Annotated in this window: 16 protein-coding genes; 3 read left to right on the forward strand and 13 right to left on the reverse strand. The window is 53.9% G+C overall.

The window, feature by feature from the left end:
• Positions 1-140: 140 nt before the first annotated feature.
• On the reverse strand, positions 141-1,652 hold the full coding sequence (locus tag ACAF76_RS14480) for a coproporphyrinogen III oxidase (RefSeq protein ID WP_421616836.1): 1,512 nt from the start codon (positions 1,650-1,652) through the stop codon (positions 141-143).
• Positions 1,653-1,747: 95 nt separating this feature from the next.
• Positions 1,748-1,921, reverse strand: a complete 174-nt coding sequence (locus ACAF76_RS14485) for a hypothetical protein (RefSeq protein ID WP_421616837.1) — start codon at positions 1,919-1,921, stop codon at positions 1,748-1,750.
• A gap of 175 nt (positions 1,922-2,096) precedes the next feature.
• Here ACAF76_RS14485 and ACAF76_RS14490 point away from each other — a divergent pair, with 175 nt between their 5' ends.
• Positions 2,097-3,950: an SH3 domain-containing protein gene (locus ACAF76_RS14490; RefSeq protein WP_421616838.1), complete on the forward strand. Its 1,854-nt coding sequence runs from the start codon at positions 2,097-2,099 to the stop codon at positions 3,948-3,950.
• A 44-nt stretch (positions 3,951-3,994) separates the two neighbouring features.
• Here ACAF76_RS14490 and dtd read toward each other — a convergent pair whose 3' ends face one another.
• The 7 genes from dtd to ACAF76_RS14525 form a co-directional block, all read right to left on the reverse strand.
• The gene (gene dtd / locus ACAF76_RS14495) at positions 3,995-4,438 is read right to left on the reverse strand and encodes a D-aminoacyl-tRNA deacylase (RefSeq protein ID WP_421616839.1); all 444 of its coding nucleotides are present in this window, start codon (positions 4,436-4,438) and stop codon (positions 3,995-3,997) included.
• Between the two features lie 58 nt (positions 4,439-4,496).
• Complete coding sequence (locus ACAF76_RS14500; protein WP_421616840.1) at positions 4,497-6,668, reverse strand: RelA/SpoT family protein; 2,172 nt, start codon at positions 6,666-6,668, stop codon at positions 4,497-4,499.
• A gap of 207 nt (positions 6,669-6,875) precedes the next feature.
• Positions 6,876-7,388: an adenine phosphoribosyltransferase gene (locus tag ACAF76_RS14505; RefSeq protein WP_421616841.1), complete on the reverse strand. Its 513-nt coding sequence runs from the start codon at positions 7,386-7,388 to the stop codon at positions 6,876-6,878.
• A 13-nt stretch (positions 7,389-7,401) separates the two neighbouring features.
• Positions 7,402-9,759 carry a single-stranded-DNA-specific exonuclease RecJ gene (gene recJ, locus ACAF76_RS14510; protein ID WP_421616842.1) on the reverse strand — a complete coding sequence of 786 codons (2,358 nt, stop codon included), beginning with the start codon at positions 9,757-9,759 and terminating at the stop codon, positions 7,402-7,404.
• Between the two features lie 129 nt (positions 9,760-9,888).
• A complete protein-coding gene (gene secF, locus ACAF76_RS14515) occupies positions 9,889-10,821 on the reverse strand; it encodes a protein translocase subunit SecF (RefSeq protein WP_421616843.1) in 933 nt (310 codons plus the stop codon).
• Positions 10,811-12,049 (reverse strand): protein translocase subunit SecD, encoded by a 1,239-nt coding sequence (secD, locus tag ACAF76_RS14520; protein WP_421616844.1) that lies wholly within the window; start codon positions 12,047-12,049, stop codon positions 10,811-10,813. Before secD ends, secF begins: the two co-directional genes overlap by 11 nt.
• 174 nt (positions 12,050-12,223) lie before the next feature.
• A complete protein-coding gene (locus tag ACAF76_RS14525) occupies positions 12,224-12,460 on the reverse strand; it encodes a post-transcriptional regulator (RefSeq protein ID WP_421616845.1) in 237 nt (78 codons plus the stop codon).
• 87 nt (positions 12,461-12,547) lie between these two features.
• Here ACAF76_RS14525 and spoVB point away from each other — a divergent pair, with 87 nt between their 5' ends.
• Positions 12,548-14,134, forward strand: a complete 1,587-nt coding sequence (gene spoVB, locus ACAF76_RS14530) for a stage V sporulation protein B (protein WP_421616846.1) — start codon at positions 12,548-12,550, stop codon at positions 14,132-14,134.
• Between the two features lie 3 nt (positions 14,135-14,137).
• Here spoVB and ACAF76_RS14535 read toward each other — a convergent pair whose 3' ends face one another.
• Positions 14,138-14,854 (reverse strand): DUF421 domain-containing protein, encoded by a 717-nt coding sequence (locus tag ACAF76_RS14535; protein ID WP_421616847.1) that lies wholly within the window; start codon positions 14,852-14,854, stop codon positions 14,138-14,140.
• Between the two features lie 68 nt (positions 14,855-14,922).
• Complete coding sequence (gene corA, locus ACAF76_RS14540; protein WP_421617920.1) at positions 14,923-15,900, reverse strand: magnesium/cobalt transporter CorA; 978 nt, start codon at positions 15,898-15,900, stop codon at positions 14,923-14,925.
• A gap of 131 nt (positions 15,901-16,031) precedes the next feature.
• Here corA and ACAF76_RS14545 point away from each other — a divergent pair, with 131 nt between their 5' ends.
• Positions 16,032-16,433, forward strand: coding sequence for a TIGR04086 family membrane protein (locus ACAF76_RS14545; protein WP_421616848.1), 402 nt, complete (start codon positions 16,032-16,034; stop codon positions 16,431-16,433).
• Positions 16,434-16,521: 88 nt separating this feature from the next.
• Here the strand turns inward: ACAF76_RS14545 and yajC are convergent, their stop codons facing one another.
• Positions 16,522-16,827 carry a preprotein translocase subunit YajC gene (gene yajC / locus ACAF76_RS14550; RefSeq protein WP_421616849.1) on the reverse strand — a complete coding sequence of 102 codons (306 nt, stop codon included), beginning with the start codon at positions 16,825-16,827 and terminating at the stop codon, positions 16,522-16,524.
• Positions 16,828-16,842: 15 nt separating this feature from the next.
• Positions 16,843-17,973: a tRNA guanosine(34) transglycosylase Tgt gene (gene tgt, locus ACAF76_RS14555; protein ID WP_421616850.1), complete on the reverse strand. Its 1,131-nt coding sequence runs from the start codon at positions 17,971-17,973 to the stop codon at positions 16,843-16,845.
• Between the last annotated feature and the right edge of the window lie 99 nt (positions 17,974-18,072).

Below are 18,072 nucleotides of genomic sequence, written 5' to 3' on the forward strand. Positions count from 1 at the left end.
GTTCCCGGTTACTTTTTCCCGTCATCAGATCACGTTCGTATATCAAAAAGCTTACTGTGAATCATAGCAAAACTAGCCGCATGCAGTCAACAGGCGCTGTCGAAAAACTTTTTTGATCAACGAAATGCCGTCCCATCCCGTCATGTACCGGCAGGAGTGGCTCCGGAGTAAATCTGGTCGAGGTCGCGAATCTTGTTTTCCACGAGCGTCCGATACGTCTCGTTGTACGTCTTCGGGTCTTTTGGATTGGGCCAGCGCGTGAGCTTGCCGCTCCCCGGCGCCATCAGCTTGGAGACCGCTCCGCAGCCCATGCCAAGAATCGTCTGCACTTCTTCCATGATCATAATGTTGTAAATGCTCTCCTGGCCTGGCTTGGAGTAGCCGACGTTTTCCAGATTGCCGAGGATGTTTTTTTGCCGGTACAAATAGTAGGGATGGTAGCCGTGTTCCGCCGTCCATTGCGAGGCGGTCTGCATCATCCGGTTGATCTCCTCGCGGCTGGCTACGCGGTAGCGCTCCTTGTTTTGCGTCATCTCCGAAGCGCGCTTGAACGACAATGTATGGACTGTCAAAGAGGCAGGTTTCAGCTTTTCCACTTCGCGCAGGCTGTGCTCCAATTCCGCCAGACCTTCGTTGGGCAGCCCGATAATCAAGTCCATGTTGATATTGGTCAAGCCCATCTCCATCGCCAGGTGGTACTTCTCGATCGTTTCCTCGACTGTGTGGTGCCGCCCGATCGCCTGCAGCGTCTCCTGTGTAAACGACTGCGGGTTAATGCTGATCCGGTCCACTTCCCACCGCTTCATTACATCCAGCTTTTCCCGGGTAATCGTGTCCGGCCTGCCCGCCTCTACCGTAAGCTCGCGAACCTTGTCCATATGCGGAAACGAGCGGTGCATCGTCTGAAACAGTTGCTCCATGTCGTCCGCAGTAATGCTAGTCGGTGTGCCGCCGCCAAAGTAAATCGAGGTAATCCGCTGGTCGCGCTGGCGCAGCCATTCACCCAGCCGCTCCATCTCGTAGTGCAGCCCCTCCAGGAAAGGATTTACGGAAGAAGTATGGCTGCGAATGGCATATGCAGGAAACGTACAGTAGGCACACTTCGTCGGACAAAAGGGGATGCCAATGTAAATAGAAAGCTCGCGGTCCGCCTGATAGAAATCGGGAACTACTTGCAACTGCCGGTCCACAATCTCCTGCAAGAGCTTGAGCTTGTATGGGCGCAGGATCACATCTGCCTGCAGACGGCGATGTGCTTCCTCCCTGTCCATTCCAGACGAAAGGAGCTGATGCAGCAATTTGGTCGGGCGAATCCCGGTCAAGATACCCCATCCCTGCTCAATTCCCGTATATTCTTCAAGGACCAGCAGCAGCGCGTAGCTGATCGCCTGCTTGGCCGTTTTGCGCATCGCTTTTTCCTCGCGGCTGACGTAGGAGCGCGTGACGTGATGCGCCAATCGCTTGTGTCCGTCGAACAGCACGCCAGAGGCTTCGACTCCGTTGTCGCGGGTGCTCAGTCTAAGGGATAGTTTGACTCCCGGCTCGTCGCTCCAGGCGCTGACAAACTTCAGCTCGGGGTCTTCGTAAAACAAGGCGAGAATCAAGGAAATTTCCCGCTCGAATGTGTGTCCTTCACACGTAATCTGGATCATTTGGGTTCACCTGCTTTTCATCTGCCTCCCATCATAGCCGACCCAAAAAGTCCGGTCAACCGTGGGATTGGCGAACCCAAACTGGGAGTTTTCGGCTACGGCTGTCGGCTTCGCGGCGATGCCTGCACATCCCGGACGACGATTGAAAAATCGCCGGACAGCTCTGCATCCTGGCGTTGCGCCTCCTTTTCCAGGAAATCGCGAAAATCGGCTGGCACCAGACTGTTGCTTGCTCGTTGCGAAAAGGTCTGCTTGTTTGACTGTCGCATTTTGTTTCCTCCTGGCTGCTCATGGCCTCGTTTTTTTCAGTCTGGCCATCTGCGGGAGAAAATAAACAGATTTGAGGAAGAAGTTTGTCAAATCATGCAGGAAAATGCAGGGGGAAAAGCGAATGAATCTACTTTACCAAAATTTACACACCAACCTACAAATGATTCGGAAAGGATGTCTATTGTGTTTCTTCGCCGTACAATCCTGAAGACGCTCCTGACTGTCGTATGCGCCGTTACCATCCCTGTCTCCGCTGCTTGGGCCGCCGGTTCTGTTCAGGTAACAGTGGACAACCTCAATGTCCGTACTGGTCCCAGCCTTCAAGACACGGTTATCACCACCTTGCCGAAGCAAACCGTCCTTCCCGTCGTCAACACGCAGAATGACTGGGTGCAGGTAACATTGCCGGACGGGCGTAGCGGCTGGGTCGCCAACTGGCTCGTCACCTCCGTGAACACACCTGCTGCCACGACCTCTGCTTCTCTGGTAGAGAGCACCACAAGCAATCTGAATGTGCGCACGGGTCCAGGACAAAACCATGACGCCATCTCCCAGATTCACCCCGGAACGCGCTACACTGTCTTGCAAAAGCAAGGAGACTGGTACCAGATCCAGTTGTCCGCCCAAACGAAAGGCTGGGTCGCCGGATGGTACGTCAAGGAACATACAGCGGCTGCCAATCAACCTGCCAATCCGCCCGCTGCTTCGGTCGTCACGCCTCCGCCGGCCACGACTCCTCCACCGGCAAAAGATCCGGTGACACCACCAGTGCAACAGCCGGGAACAGCTCAAGGTTCCAGCTTGACACTGGAATCAGCTCCTTATATTTACCCTGTGCCGGATGCGAGCACACCGGCGATCGGGCAGCTTCATCCGGGCCAGACGATCACAGTCTTGGCCAGACATGGCAGTTGGGTCCAGTTTCCATACAACGGGATTAACGCCTGGATTCCTGCCGAAGAGCCGAACGCGAACCCGCCTGCGGGTATTCCGGGAGAAGCACAGCCTGGACAAGCACAGCCTGCGCAGCCGGCTGCAAACGCACCGCTGACTGCAACCGTAGATACAGACGGACTCAACCTGCGCAGTGAAGGAAATACATCGAGCGCCGTTCTCGGAACACTCGCCCTTGGCACAGTGCTGACTGTGCAGGAGCGCCAAGGCGACTGGTACAAGGTACAGACGCCGGACGGCAAGGTTGGCTGGGTCGCCGGATGGCTGGTGAAGGTCAACTATCCTACTCCTGCCGGACCGCACGTGATCATTATCGCTCCCGACACCAACATTCGAACAGGTCCGGGCACGGAGCACGAGATCGCCAAACGTGTACAGACGGGAGAAAAATATGAGATCGTCAGTACAGAAGGCGAATGGTTCCAGATTCGCTTCCTCGACGGCACGACCGGATATGTCGCCGGATGGCTCGTCTCAACCGTCGGTGTACCTGCCGTCATCAAGAGCAATGCACTGGCAGGCAAAGTGATCGTCCTCGACCCGGGTCACGGAGGAAATGACAACGGCGCGACCGGCTCCAGCTTTGCCACCCTGGAAAAAACGATCAACCTGCAAGTGGCGCTGATGCTGCGCAACCAACTGGAGTCCGCCGGTGCGAAGGTCATTATGACGCGTGCGGACGACAGCAGACTGACGCTGCAGCAGCGTGTCGACATCGCCGTTCAGAACAAGGCCGATATTTTTGTCAGCATCCATCACAATACGCATCCGAACTCCGAGACAAACGGAACGATCGTCTTCTACTACAGCAATGGCAACTCCAGCAAGCTGGCGTCGCTGGTGCAAAACGAGATCGTCAAGACGGCCAACTACAAGGATCTCAATGCCCGCTTCGGCAACTACTTCGTCCTGCGGGAAAATCCGATTCCATCCATCCTGGTGGAAATTGGCTTCCTCTCCAACTACAACGAGGAAATCCGCTTGCGCTCCGAAAAACAGCAGCAGCTCGCCGCTGAAGGCATTTACAAAGGAATCGTGCAGTATTTCTCCACCCAAAACGGCCAGGGCGGATAAAGGACAAAAGTAAACAGCCTCCCCATCAGGAGGCTGTTTTTTCGTTATGCTTGCGATTCGACTATCAGCGTGACGGGTCCGTCGTTTACCAACCGGACGTCCATCATCGCTCCAAACCGTCCTGTCTCCACCTGCAAACCCTTTTCCCGCAGCTTTGCATTGAACAGCTCGTACAGCGGTTCTGCCTGCTCCGGACGCGCCGCCGCCATGAAATTGGGGCGTCTGCCCTTTCGACAGTCGCCGTACAGCGTAAACTGCGAGACAGACAAAATCTGTCCGCCCGTCTCCAGCACCGAGTGGTTCATCTTCCCTTCCCCGTCTTCAAAAATGCGCAGATGGGCAATTTTGTCTGAGACAAACTCGACGTCCTTTTCGCCATCCTCATGCGTAATCCCTACCAAGAGCAGCAAGCCGTGGCCGATCTCCCCGACGACCTCTCCCGCTACGGTCACACTCGCTTCGCTTACCCGTTGTACGACCACTCTCACTGTATCCATTTCCTTTCCGTTTGCAGATTTTCGCAAAAAGCACCTGATCGCAGTAAGATCAGGTGCTTAATATCCGGCGAACCGAGTAAATATCTTTAATGCGCTTGATGCGCTCTACCACCTTGAGCAAATGATCCAGATTGCTGATCGAGATTGTCATATGGATCGTGGCGACGCGGTTTTTGTCCGCTTTGCCACTCACCGCGGAAATGTTTGTCTTCGTTTCTGCGACCACTTGCAGAACGTCGTTCAACAGACCGCTCCGGTCATTCCCGGTAATTTCAATATCGACATTGTAATTGTGCTTGTGGTCCGCATCCCACTCTACGTCGATCAGACGCTCCGCGTACTCCTCGGTAGATATGTTGGGACAGTCGGCGCGATGCACGGAAACTCCCCGACCTCTGGTGATAAATCCGATAATCTGGTCTCCCGGTACGGGATTGCAACATCGGGATATGCGCACCAGCAGATTGTCTACCCCGCGCACCTTGACCCCGGACTCGCTCTTGCTCGCATGCGGTGTCGGGGGCGCTTTGTACTCGGTAATCGCCGGAGCTTGTTCTTCGCGCTCCCGCTTGATTTTGTCCACCAGTCTGGTCACGATCTGCGATGCCGTAATGCCACCGTACCCGACTGCGGCGAACATGTCTTCGGCACCCTGGAAGTTGAAGCGCGCAGCAGCCTCCTTCAGGTTGGCTTCGGTCATCGCTTCCTTGACGTCAAAGCCGCGAGCCTTGACTTCGCTTTCGACCATTTGCTGCCCTTTGGCGACGTTTTCTTCGCGCTTCTCCTTCTTGAACCACTGCTTGATCTTGTTGCGCGCGTGAGCCGATTTGGCGATTTTGAGCCAATCCTGGCTCGGTCCGTAGGAATGCTTGGAAGTCAATATTTCCACGATGTCGCCCGTCTTCATCGCGTAGTCGAGGGGCACGATCTTGCCGTTTACCTTGGCACCGATCGTCCTGTTTCCGACTGCGGAGTGAATCCGGTAGGAGAAGTCGAGCGGCACCGAGCCCTTCGGCAGCTCCACGACATCCCCTTTTGGCGTAAAGACGAAGACCGTATCGGAAAAGAGGTCTTGCTTCAGGCTCTCCATAAACTCCTGAGCGCTCGGAGCCTCTGCTGACCCGCCTTCGATCATCTCGCGCAGATTCCCCAGCTTTTCCGCGAAGGAACCCTGGACGACGTTCTTCCCTTCTTTGTACGCCCAGTGAGCGGCAATCCCGATCTCCGCTGTCTGGTGCATCTCCCAGGTGCGAATCTGTACTTCCAGCGGCTCCCCCTTCGGTCCGATCACAGTGGTGTGCAGCGATTGATACATGTTCGTCTTGGGCATCGCGATATAGTCCTTGAAGCGTCCCGGCATCGGCTTCCACAAGGTGTGGACAATCCCGAGGACGGCATAGCAGTCGCGGATGTCATTAACGATGATCCGCAGCGCGAGCAGGTCGTAAATCTCGTTGAACTGCTTGTTCTGCTTCGTCATCTTTTTGTAGATGCTGTAAATATGCTTGGGACGGCCGGAAATCTCCGCCTCGATCTTCAATTCGCCGAGCTTTTCCCGGATGGTGGCAGACGCTTCGTTGAGGTAGGCTTCCCGCTCTACCCGCTTTTTCTGCATCAGGTTGACAATCCGGTAATACTGCTGCGGATTGAGATAGCGCAGGGCGGTGTCCTCCAGCTCCCATTTGACCGAGGCGATCCCGAGTCGATGAGCCAGCGGGGCAAAAATCTCCAGCGTCTCGTCGGAAATCTCACGCTGCTTCTCCTCCGACATGTGGCGCAGGGTGCGCATGTTGTGCAGCCTGTCTGCCAGCTTGATCATAATGACGCGGATGTCCTGTGCCATGGCGATCAGCATTTTGCGGTGATTTTCCGCCAACTGCTCTTCCTTGGACTTGTATTTGATTTTCTCCAGCTTGGTCACGCCGTCTACGAGCAAAGCCACATCCGGGCCAAACTGCTCACGCAGATCGTCCAGTGTGACAGGCGTGTCTTCGACTACATCGTGCAAAAAACCAGCCGCTATCGTTACCGCATCCATATGCAGATTGGCGAGAATTCCTGCCACAGCGATCGGATGCATAATATAGGGAACGCCGGATTTGCGTATTTGACCCTCGTGAGCTTTCTTTGCCAGCTCGTAGGCGCGCGTAATCATGTCCAGATCGGATTGCGATAAATAGGTGCCCGCCTTTTTTACTACTTCATCTATACCCGTAATCATAGGTCCCTTCCCTTATCCTCTCATAAAACGATTGAAGTTTTGCCAAAGAAACCTTAGTCGTGCGTAAGGGTGGAAAAAGATAATCATCTCTATTTCATCCTATTATCTTGTAAGTCGTTCGGGTTGTAAAGGTGAATTCATGTGCAAGTTGTGAGCAGACTGTGGAAAAACAGAAAAAACGGGCCAAGGCCCGCTTTCTGTGCTGAGTTAGTATTGGACGAGAGATTTTATTGGAAAGTCTCCCATCTTTTTGCGTCCGTCCAAATAGCTGAGTTCGATCAGGAAAGCAGCGCCTACTACTTTACCACCCAATTGTTCGACCAGTTTGATCGTAGACTCGATCGTTCCCCCGGTAGCCAGCAGGTCGTCGGCAATCAGGACGCGCTGGCCTGGGGTAATCGCGTCGACATGGACAGCCAAGGCGTCTTTTCCGTACTCCAGATCGTATTCAGCCTTGATCGACTCATACGGCAGTTTGCCAGACTTGCGGATCGGCACAAAGCCTATGTTCATCTCATAGGCAAGCGGCGCACCCACGACGAAGCCGCGCGCTTCCGGACCGGCGATCACCTCTGCCTGTACTTCCCGGGCAAAGACAGCGAGTTCTTCGATTGCTGCCCGGTATACCTTGCCCTCTTTCAGCAAGGTTGTAATGTCCTTGAAGCGGATGCCCGGTTGCGGGTAATCGGGAATTACTCGAATGTACGGTTTGAAATCCATTTGTTCATTCCTCCTAGGTGACGGGTTGCGCCACTTGATGAAATACCTGTATCAGTCCATCCGAAGAAGAAAGGAGCAGCTCTGTCGCCAATTCGGCTTCTTCCTTCCAGGCTGTGTAAAGCGATGAATGTTCCAACGGCTTTTTGGACGGCGAATGGTGCAAGCGGTAGTGATCCGGCTCATCGATCACGAATTCCAGCTCCGTGAAGACGGCGAGCATCCCGTCGAGGACGGCTCGATTCCACTTCAGCTTTCTCGCCAGCGCATCCAGATGCTGCTTTTGTACCTGTGTGACCTGGATAAAAAATTGGTATAACTGCTTAAATTGCTCACGCCCCGGACAGGCGATGCGCTCCATGCCCAGATCCGGTTCTCCGAACAGGCAGTAGATTCGTTCTGCCTGCTGCAACAGCGGATACATGCGCTGCAAATCGTCTCGCCGCTTGGGCAAATCAAACAGGATGACATTGCGGCACGAGGATGCCTGCTCTCCCGATTCTACCCCAGCCGGTCCAATCTGATACAGTCTGCTGCGCAATCCGTCCGTCGTCTCGGCAGCAAGCAAGGCATAGCTTTCCGGGGTAAAGAGCAGGGTCAGGACATCCATCTCCTGCGCGAGCGATTTCCACTTGTCCACCTTGTCCCGGCAGCCCCGCCAGTCAAACAACTGCTGATGCTGAATGGACAAGTCGCGGATGATCAGTTGCGGCTTGCGGCTGCCATTCCATTCATTGACCGACAGCTCGCCCAGCACGTGATACTTTGCCTTTGGGGTAACGTGGCGGGTGATGTGCGCCCATTGAAAGCCGATCGCATCCACGGTGGCGCCTTCGTGGGCGAGCGAACATTTGAGATGGTTCTCCTCGCGTCCGATGACTCGCATCCCGGTCGCCTCCACCTCGCGCAGCATGACCAGCGGAGTCGGATTGCCCATCCCGTACGGTGCCAGCTGCTCCATCTGCTCGACAGCGTCCATCGTAACCTCGCTCAGCTCCATGGCAACATCGACTTTGGTCAGCGGAATAAAATCATCAGGGCCAAGCCACTCTGCCGCCAGCTCGTTCAGCCGTTTCCTGAGAGCATCCAGATTGTCCACCGGCAGGGTCATGCCGGCAGCCATCGTATGTCCCCCGTAATGCGGAAGCAGCTCCTTGCACGCCGTCAGCGCCTCGTACATGTCAAAGCCGGCGATGCTGCGCGCCGAGCCCTTTGCCGTTCCTTTTGCCGGATCGATGCCGAGTACGATCGTCGGGCGGTAAAACATCTCGACCAAACGGGATGCGACGATGCCTACGACGCCTACATTCCAGCCCTCTTTGGCGAGGACCAGCACCTGGTTCGTCTCAAGCGGGTATTGGTTCTGCACCATTTCGACCGCTTCCTGGGTAATCTGCTGGACCAGCTCCTGCCGTTCCTTGTTCAGATCGTCCAGCGTCTGGGCCAACTCGTCAGCCTCGTTTGAATCATCTGTCGTCAGCAGCTTCACTGCCGCTTCAGCCGTCTCCAGCCGTCCGACTGCATTCAGACGCGGCCCGAGAGCGAAACCGACATGGCCGGCAGTCAGTTGGCTGTCAGCCAGACCGCAAACCCGGATGAGCGATTGCAGTCCCGTGTTTTGTGTCTGGTTGAGGCGTGCCAGCCCTATTTTTGCCAAAATGCGGTTCTCGTCTACGAGCGGCACCAGATCCGCAATCGTACCCAGTGATGCGAGGTCGGCCAAGTGTAACGGCGCCTCTCCCAACAAGGCGTGCCCCAGCTTAAAGGCAACGCCGACACCCGCGAGCATATCGAATGGATAGGTGCAGCCAGGTTTTTTCGGATTGATTACGGCGTATGCGTCCGGAATGACCGCAGGAGGCTCATGGTGGTCGGTGACGATGACATCCAGACCAAGCTCGTTGGCGTAAGCGACTTGTTCCACCGCACTGATCCCGGTGTCGACCGTGACCACAAGTTTGTAGCCGCTTTGATGCAAATGGGCCAACGCCTCTTTATGTAAACCGTACCCTTCCGTAAAGCGGTTGGGAATGTAGTAGTCGAACACAGCACCCAGTTGGCGCAACAGGTGAACCATCAATGATGTGGAGCTCACCCCGTCTGCGTCGTAATCTCCGTATATACAAATCGGTTCCTTGCGTTCAATCGCCTGCCGGATGCGGTGCACACTTTTCTCCATCCCGTCCAAGAGAAACGGATCGTAAAACTGTTCGGGGCCGGGCTGAAGAAAATTGTGCGCCTTTTCTGGCGTATCGATTCCGCGGATCACGAGCAGCTTGGAGACGAGGGGCGTCAGCCCGGTCTTCGCGGCGATTTCTGCTGCCCGTTGTTCGTCGCAGGCTGCGAGTTGCCAGCGTGTCTTTGCATTCAGCATGGTCGTTCCTCCAATCCCCAATCATTATAGAGGATGAAATGCAACACTGACAATAGCGCGTGCGATCGCATCGGCGATATTGCCGCAAAAGCGTGCGAAAACCGCGGGAATCCCCGCGGTTCGCAACAACTATTCTTCTTTTGGAGCAGGAGCAAAACGCTTTTTGTTCAGCTCTCTCTTTTTCAGTACAAGCCAAATCTGCGCTGCGATAAAAATAGACGAGTAGCCACCGCTCACCAGACCGAAGATCAGGGCCAGGGAGAAGTTGCGAATGCCTTCGCTTCCGAAAATGACAATCGCGACAGCAGTTACCAGCACAGTCAGCATCGTAAAGATGGAACGGCGCATCGTTTGCCACAAGCTGAGGTTTACGAGATGCTCCAGATCCTCCATCGTTTTCGACTTCATCGTGCGCATGTTTTCCCGGATCCGGTCAAAGATGACGATCGTATCATTCAGCGAATAGCCAACAATCGTCAAAATCGCCGCGATGAACGTCAGATCGACTTCCAGACGGAATACGGAAAACAGCGCGACAGGGATAAACACGTCATGCAACAGGGCAATCGCACACGCAATCCCGACCATCAGTTGGAAGCGGAACGCTACGTAGATGGCAATCCCGCCAGCGGCGACGAGAATCGCGATCCCCGCCTTGCGCGCCAGCTCCTGGGCAATAATCGGGTCAACCGTGGATTCCTGTCGGGTCACCTGGTCCCCGTACTTTTCAATCAGCGCTTGCTGGATTTCATTCAGTTTTTCCGGAGAGATCGTCTGGTCAAAGCGCGTAAACGCCTGGTGCGTACCGTACGGCGTAACCGCTGTGAAATGCGTGTCCGGCAGTTTTTCCTGAATGACCGACTCTACGTCAGCCGGAGAAAATTCTTTGCCGATATACAGGTCGAGACGCGTACCTGCCTTGAAGTCTACGCCCAGATTCAAGCCCATGATAAACATGGACAGCAAGCCCAGAACGAGAATGACGGTCGATGCAATGAAAAACTTGTTGCGATTTTTGGCGATGTTAAATCTCTGTGCGTATTCATTTGCTCTAGAGCTCACTGATTTCACTCTCCTTTACCCCGTACCAAAACGGCTTCTTGAACAGGTTGGTGCGAATCAGCAAGCCAAGCAGGAAACGCGACAGGAACACGTTCGTACCGATACTGACAATCGTCGTCAGCACGGAAATGATGGCGAAACCTTGAATCGAGCTTGTCCCGAAATAAAACAGCACGGCTGCCGCGATCAACGCTGTAATCTGGGCATCGAGAATCGTAACAAGCGATCGCTTCTCACCCGCACGGAAAGCAGAGAGGATCGTCTTTCCTGAACGCAATTCCTCCTGGATGCGTTCATAGGTGATAATGTTGGCGTCAACTGCCATCCCGACCCCCAAAATAAATCCGGCGATCCCCGGCAAGGTCAGCGTGGCATCCATCCAGTCCAAAAATACCAGACTCACATATACGAAAATAGCCAGCGTGATATTCGCTACCAAACCAGGCAAGCGGTATACGAACAGCATGAACAGGAAAATCAGCGCGCCGCCCACATAGCCTGCGTACAGCGTGTTTTGCAACGACATCGAGCCAAGGGTAGCCCCGACGGATGTCACTTGCTTTTCTACCAGTCTGGCCGGCATTGCACCAGAGTTCAACAGGTCAGCCAATTCCTTCGCCGTTTCCTGCGTATAATCACCGGTAATCGTCGCTTTTCCGTTCGTGATGACCGCTTGAACCGTAGGATTGGTTTGCATTGTTTCGTCTAAGTATATCCCCATTGGCTTGCCCAGATTGTTACGGGTCACTTCTTCCACCAGTTTCGGATTGGAGAACTCCACCGTCACCAGCGGACGCTGCAAATCGTCGTAGCCTACCCCGGCACCACCTGGAGCCAGATCGCTACCGCTCATCAGGATGTTGCCCTCTACATCGCGAAACGTAAGTACAGCGGGTTTTCCTATCAATTCCCGCAGTTTGGTCTGATCCGCGTCCTGGGAGGCGATCCGCACCCGAATCCGGTCGGGAACTTCAATATTGACCTCCGGCTCTGACACGCCGCCGATATTCACCCGACGTTCCACCATCTCGGCAGTGGCGGTCAGCAGTTTCGTATCTACCTGCTGCCCTTCCTGGATCGGCTCGACGACGTACAAAATCTCGAAGCCGCCCTTCAAATCTAATCCAAGTGTAATCTTGTTCGCGACCTGCCCGGTTGTCGTAGCCATCAGCCCTACAAAAATGCCCACCACAATCAGGAACAGGACAAGTCTGCTCCATTTCACCATGTAGTTAATTCCCCTCTTTCCTAATCGGTCACGCGTTGACCGCGAAAACCAATATGCCCATTATAGCGAAGTGTGAAAAAAAGTGTCAATTCATGGAGGAAAGACGAACCATGGTAACCATCCCCTTGTCTATCTGCATCCATCTCTATACGGGACAGGGAGCAAAAAGTTTCATCAAGAATTTTTGTACATTTGCAGCATCAAGTAGTTCATGTATTTGTTGGGCTTCAACGAGAGGACGTCGTTGACCATCTGGTGCAGCGGAGGCTTTTCCTTGTACGCCTGACAGACACATTCCCAGATGTCTTCGGCCGTTACGTTGTCATAACCGAGCAGGGCGAATTCCTCTGCCTTGCTTTGGCACAGCGCGGCAATTTCCTCAAACCATTGCTGTTTGCTTGTCTGATCCACCTTCGTTACCCCCTCAAAGTAGTCATGCCGGCATAAGCACGTCCATATGGTGTAATAAGCACACTATTCATTATAAAGGAGCCTTCCATGAGACAGTCATTCTTTTACGGAACGGTCATCCTCATCCTCGCGGGCGGCGTGACCAAATTGTTCGGATTTGCCCACCGCATCGTGCTCTCACGCATCATCGGAGCGGAAGGCATGGGCTTGTATCAGATGGTTGTACCGCTTTTGTATTTTTTGATAACAGTAACCACGTTTGGCTTGCCCGTTGCGATTGCCAAACAGGTGGCAGAGACGGAGGCCTCCAAAGATTCCCGGCAGTCGCGCCGTTTTCTTTTGATCGCCTTGTCAGTTGCCTGCGGCATCAGTCTCGTTGTATGTAGTTCCCTGTATCTGTTTTCGGACTGGCTGGCCGGGCTGCTGTTTGCGGACCAGCGCGCCCATGTGGTGATGCTCGCCGCCATTCCCGTCATCCCGATCGCCAGCATCTCGCTCGTGCTGCGCGGATACTTTCAGGGCAAGCAAAACATGATTCCGACCGCTGTCTCCCAGCTTGTGGAGCAGGTAGCGCGGATGACTGTCGTCGTCATTATGACAGTGACGTTTTTGCCGGCAGGAATCGAATACGCCACGGCTGGAGCAGTCGGAAGCATCATTTTTGGCGAATTGGCTGGATTGTTTTACGTCCTCTGGCAGTACCGCCGAGGCGGCCGTACTACTGCCAGCCGCTTGCTGTCGAGCAAGATCAGCCAAAGCATCAAAGCAAGCGCTGCACATATCCGCCAGTTGTTCAAGGTCGCAGTGCCTGTCACCATGAGCCGGATGATTGGCTCCATCGCCTACGTACTGGAGCCGATGATCGTTCCTTTTGCCCTGGTGCTCGCCGGCTTTGCCACGTCTGAGGCGACGGGCTTGTACGGGCAGTTTGCGGGCATGGCGGTTCCGCTGCTGTTGTTTCCCTCGTTTCTAACCAATTCCTTGTCAGTCTCGCTCGTTCCTGCTGTCGCCGAGGCTGCCTATCAAAAAAATGCTCCGCTCGTGCATCGCCGCATTTACCAAGCCATGCGGATTACACTGGTGATCGGAGCACCTTGCACAGTTCTGCTGACGATTTTTGCCGAGCCCTTTTGCGCACTCCTGTACGGAGAACAACACCACACCGTCGGCATTTTGCTGCGCGAGCTCGCTCCCTTCTCGTTCTTCCTGTTTTTTCAGGCACCACTCGCCGCTGCTCTGCAAGGTCTTGATCTCGCACAGGTCGTTTTGCGCAACACGTTAGTAGGCGCTGTCGTCAAAACAGCAGCCATGTTTCTGTTTACGTCCCGACCGGAATTCGGCATACACGGCACAGTCATTGCGATGAACATCGGGATTACCCTGGTCACCTTGCTGCACTTTGCCAGCCTGATCAAACATATCGGCTTTTCCATCAACATCTGGGAGTTCGCCAAAATTGGCGCAGCCATGCTCTCCATGGGCTACGCCGGCTGGTACATCGCCACCTACTGGCTGGACAGCTACAGCATGGTCGGCATGCTTGTCATCAGCTCGGGAGCGAGTTCGGCACTGTACATGATCCTGCTCGTCGCCTTCCGCATACTGGGCAAGCAGGATGTCAAGCGAATCCCCTGGGTAGGCGAGCAGCTTGCTGTCTTCTTCCCGCGCCGCTGAAGACTACTTCTGCGGCCTGTTGTCTTTTTTGTCCAAATACATGATTCCGCGGTCGTCGATGCTGCAAAAGGAGACATCCTTGATTTCCTTGATCCCGTACTTGCGAATTTCGCGTTTGAGCCACAGCTCATTCTGTCCGATTTTGCGCAACGCCTCATCGCGCACCTTGCCGTCGAGAATGAGCGGAATGGGCAGTCCCTTGTACGTCACCGCAGAAATTGGCGGCTCCGGTTTGATATTCATGTCTCCCCTCGTGACCGGCTCCTTGTCCTTCTTCAAGAACACGCTCATCTTCCCCGTCGGCTCGAGAATCGCAAATTCTACATCGGAGACGTTTTTTACGTTTTTCTGGCGCAAATGGACGAGCAGGTCGTCCAGGCTCAGGCGATTGCGCTTCAACGCGTGTTCCCGGATCTCCCCGTTTTCGATGACGAGATCGGCAGACCCGTCGACCAGGTCGCGGATTTTTTTGCTTTTCAACGAAATGTATGCCATGCCGACTTCCAACAAACCGATGAGAAACATCGGGATGTAAAACTGGATCGCCGGTTTTCCTACTTCCTCGATGGACAGGACGGCCATTTCTGCGAGCATGATCGAGATGACGACATCAAAAACAGAGAGTTTTCCCAACTCCCGCTTGCCCATCAATCGCAAAAGCACGAGAAGAAAGAAGTAAGACAAAAGGGTGCGCAGCAAAATCGAAGTAAGGTCTTCCATGTCATCGTCCCTCGCCTTTCATTCTTGCTTCTAGTCTTGTGCGAGAACAAGGCGAGTATAAGCGGCAATTACAGCCACTTGCGCTTGCGGAAGATGTGCAGCATCGAAAAGGTCATGCCCAGCATGATCCCGAGAGCGATCACCAGCATGTACGGTTCCGCCTCTTCACCGAGCCAACTGAATGTGTTCATCCCGAAAAGTCCGGTTATGAACGTAAGCGGCAAAATGATCGTCGAAATGATCGTAAGTACGCGCATCGTCTCGGTCGTCTTGGCCATGATAATCGTGTAGTACGTGTCCAGTGCGCCGTTTACGAGGTCGCGGAACGTCTCCGTAGAGTCGGAAATTCGCTCCAGGTGGTCGGTCAAATCGATGTAGAAAGGCACGTTTTCCTCGGAAATATCAAACGAATACCGGCCGTTGACATTGGCGAAAATTCGCTTTTGCGGCAAAATCACGCGACGGATCAAAATAATGGTCCGTTTCAACGCCAGGAACTCCTCGGTAATCTCTTCCGTCTGATGCTCGTAGATTTCGTCCTCCAACTCGTCAATCCGCACGCTGATCCGGTCGATGATCGGGAAGTACTCATCGGTGATGCCGTCAACAATCGCGTAGAGCAAGTAATCCGGTCCGCGATTCAAATACGAATTGTTGCGGTGACATACGGAAGCGATCCGGCCGATGGTGTTCATCGGGGACTTGTGGATCGTCACGATGTAGTTGGGGCCGAGAAACACGTTCAGTTCCACAGTCGTGATCTCATTGTCGCTTTCCTCGTTGTAACGCAAGGCGTGAAAGACGAAGAAGTAGTAGTCGTCGTACTTGTCGACTTTGGCCCGCGGGCTTACGTGCAGGCAGTCCTCGATCGCCAGGGGGTGGAAATCAAAAATTTCCGCGATAAAGGGAAGCTCTTGGTTTCCCACGTCATACAGGTCAATCCAGAGCAGGTCTTCCGGCGATTTGAGCCACTCATCCTTCTTGGCCAGATCGACATCGTGAAACACCTTTTGCTCCGAGTGATTGTAAAAGTAGGTTTTGATCAATGTTTCCTCACTCCCCTCCAATTCCTCATTCATCATACGAAAATTCCTGCCGATGTTCAACGCGAAGATGAATACGATGACCAAGCCTCTCATATAGATGGTACAAACTTGACCAGTGAGGGGGTTATCTTGTGCGGAGTGCTTCTTCCTCTGTGCTGACAGGTCTTTTGTACACGCTTGGCCTCGTCTTGACAGGAGCGCTGCTTGCATCTTTGCTGCTTCACTTTACCAGCATGCGGGAAAGTTCCCTTCCCTACTTCACGTACATCATCAACATCATTGGCCTGCTTGCAGGCGGTTTTATTACCGGACGGCGATCCGGTGAACGCGGTTGGTACTATGGCGGGATGACGGGACTCGCTTACTTCCTGTTCATCCTTCTGGTCGGATTCCTCGGCTTTGATGCACCATTGCGCTGGGATACGTTGCTGTTCTTGCTGGCTGCCTTCGTGATCGCGGGAATCGGCGGCATTTTGGGCGTCAACTCATCCCATTCCGGCCACAAGCCACGGGGAATCAAACCGCGTCGCTAAAAACAAAGGCTTCGCCGATTCGCTTGGCAGAAGCCTTTGTTTTTTGGGCACAAAAAAAGCAGACGGAACCATCCATCTGCTTTTTGCTTTATTTTCCTTCTTCTTCACTCTTGCTTGGCGCTGGTTCGTTGCCGTTGGAAGCAGTAACGCTGTTGATCGCACCGCGGTCAAAGGTGACGTGGACGTTGTGAGCGATGCGCAAGGTAACTGTATCATCGGTCAGCTCCTGAATCGTTCCGTGAAGCCCGCCAATGGTCACGATTTTATCTCCCTTTTTCAACGCAGCCAGCATGGCATTCCGTTGCTTTGCCTTCTTTTGTTGCGGACGAATCAGCAAGAAGTAGAAAATCGCAAACATGATGATAATCGGTAAAAATTGACCAAAACCTTCCATATGTATCCCCCTCGGTTAAAATGATCTATCTTCACCCAATCCATATTGAGCGAAAAACTGGTCGCGGAAATCTTGCAAGCGATCTTCTGCGATAGCCTGTCGCACCTGTTTCATCAGATTGAGCAAGAAGTGCAGGTTGTGGTACGTGGTCAGGCGGATGCCAAACGTCTCTTCCGCCTTCACCAGATGGCGGATATAGGCGCGCGTGTAGTTTTTGCAGGTGTAGCAGTCGCAGTTGGGATCGAGCGGCGTAAAGTCGCGGGCGTATTTTGCATTGCGGATCACCAGTCGTCCCTGGCTGGTCATGCATGTGCCATTGCGGGCAATGCGCGTCGGGAGTACACAGTCGAACATGTCAATCCCGCGAATCGCTCCGTCCAGCAGCGCATCGGGAGAACCGACACCCATCAGGTAACGGGGCTTGTCTGCCGGCAAAAGCGGAACGGTATTCTCCAGCACTTCGTACATCAGGGAGAATGGTTCGCCTACGCTCAATCCCCCGATCGCGTATCCGGGGAAATCCATGGAGACGAGGTCGCGGGCACTGATGGCACGCAAGTCGTGGTACATGCCACCCTGAACGATCCCGAACAGAGCCTGCTCGTCCGGTCGCGCATGCGCTTTCAAACACCGCTCTGCCCAGCGCGTGGTTCGCTCCATCGATTGCTTCACGTAATCGTACTCCGCAGGATACGGGGCACATTCATCGAACGCCATAAAAATATCGGCACCCAGGGCGTTTTGAATCTGTGTCGCCTCTTCTGGACCGATAAAAAGCTGTTCTCCGTTCAAATGCGAGCGGAAGGAAACCCCTTCCTCCGTTATTTTCCGCAAATTGCTCAAGCTGAACACCTGAAAACCGCCAGAATCGGTCAAGATCGCACGGTCCCAGTTCATAAACCCATGCAGTCCGCCAGCTTCGCGTACGATGTCGTGTCCCGGACGCAAAAACAGGTGGTACGTATTGCTGAGGATGATCCCCGCATCCATTGCCTTCAGTTCCTCGGGGCTCATCGTCTTTACGGTTGCCTGCGTGCCGACCGGCATGAAAACAGGTGTGTCGATCGTCCCATGTGGCGTATGCAGTTTGCCAAGGCGTGCACCCGTTTGTTTGCAAGTTTTGATTAATTCGTAGCGGACAGCCAAGTATTTTGCACTCCTCAAGCTATGTATGTAAGTCTTATCTATTATAAGAAAATCTCACAGTGAAGTAAACCCATTGGCACATCAAAGCATAAGTATTTT

This window comes from Brevibacillus sp. TJ4, from assembly GCF_044627595.2.
In the GTDB taxonomy this organism is placed as follows: domain Bacteria; phylum Bacillota; class Bacilli; order Brevibacillales; family Brevibacillaceae; genus Brevibacillus.

What these genes read in the sequence shown, in the direction of transcription:
- spoVB (WP_421616846.1), top strand. Translation starts at nt 12,548, where the DNA reads ATGAGACAGTCATTCTTTTACGGAACGGTCATCCTCATCCTCGCGGGC.
- ACAF76_RS14485 (WP_421616837.1), bottom strand. Translation starts at nt 1,921, where the DNA reads ATGCGACAGTCAAACAAGCAGACCTTTTCGCAACGAGCAAGCAACAGT.
- ACAF76_RS14500 (WP_421616840.1), bottom strand. Translation starts at nt 6,668, where the DNA reads ATGATTACGGGTATAGATGAAGTAGTAAAAAAGGCGGGCACCTATTTA.
- secD (WP_421616844.1), bottom strand. Translation starts at nt 12,049, where the DNA reads ATGGTGAAATGGAGCAGACTTGTCCTGTTCCTGATTGTGGTGGGCATT.
- ACAF76_RS14490 (WP_421616838.1), top strand. Translation starts at nt 2,097, where the DNA reads ATGTCTATTGTGTTTCTTCGCCGTACAATCCTGAAGACGCTCCTGACT.
- ACAF76_RS14505 (WP_421616841.1), bottom strand. Translation starts at nt 7,388, where the DNA reads ATGGATTTCAAACCGTACATTCGAGTAATTCCCGATTACCCGCAACCG.
- ACAF76_RS14480 (WP_421616836.1), bottom strand. Translation starts at nt 1,652, where the DNA reads ATGATCCAGATTACGTGTGAAGGACACACATTCGAGCGGGAAATTTCC.
- recJ (WP_421616842.1), bottom strand. Translation starts at nt 9,759, where the DNA reads ATGCTGAATGCAAAGACACGCTGGCAACTCGCAGCCTGCGACGAACAA.
- yajC (WP_421616849.1), bottom strand. Translation starts at nt 16,827, where the DNA reads ATGGAAGGTTTTGGTCAATTTTTACCGATTATCATCATGTTTGCGATT.
- ACAF76_RS14535 (WP_421616847.1), bottom strand. Translation starts at nt 14,854, where the DNA reads ATGGAAGACCTTACTTCGATTTTGCTGCGCACCCTTTTGTCTTACTTC.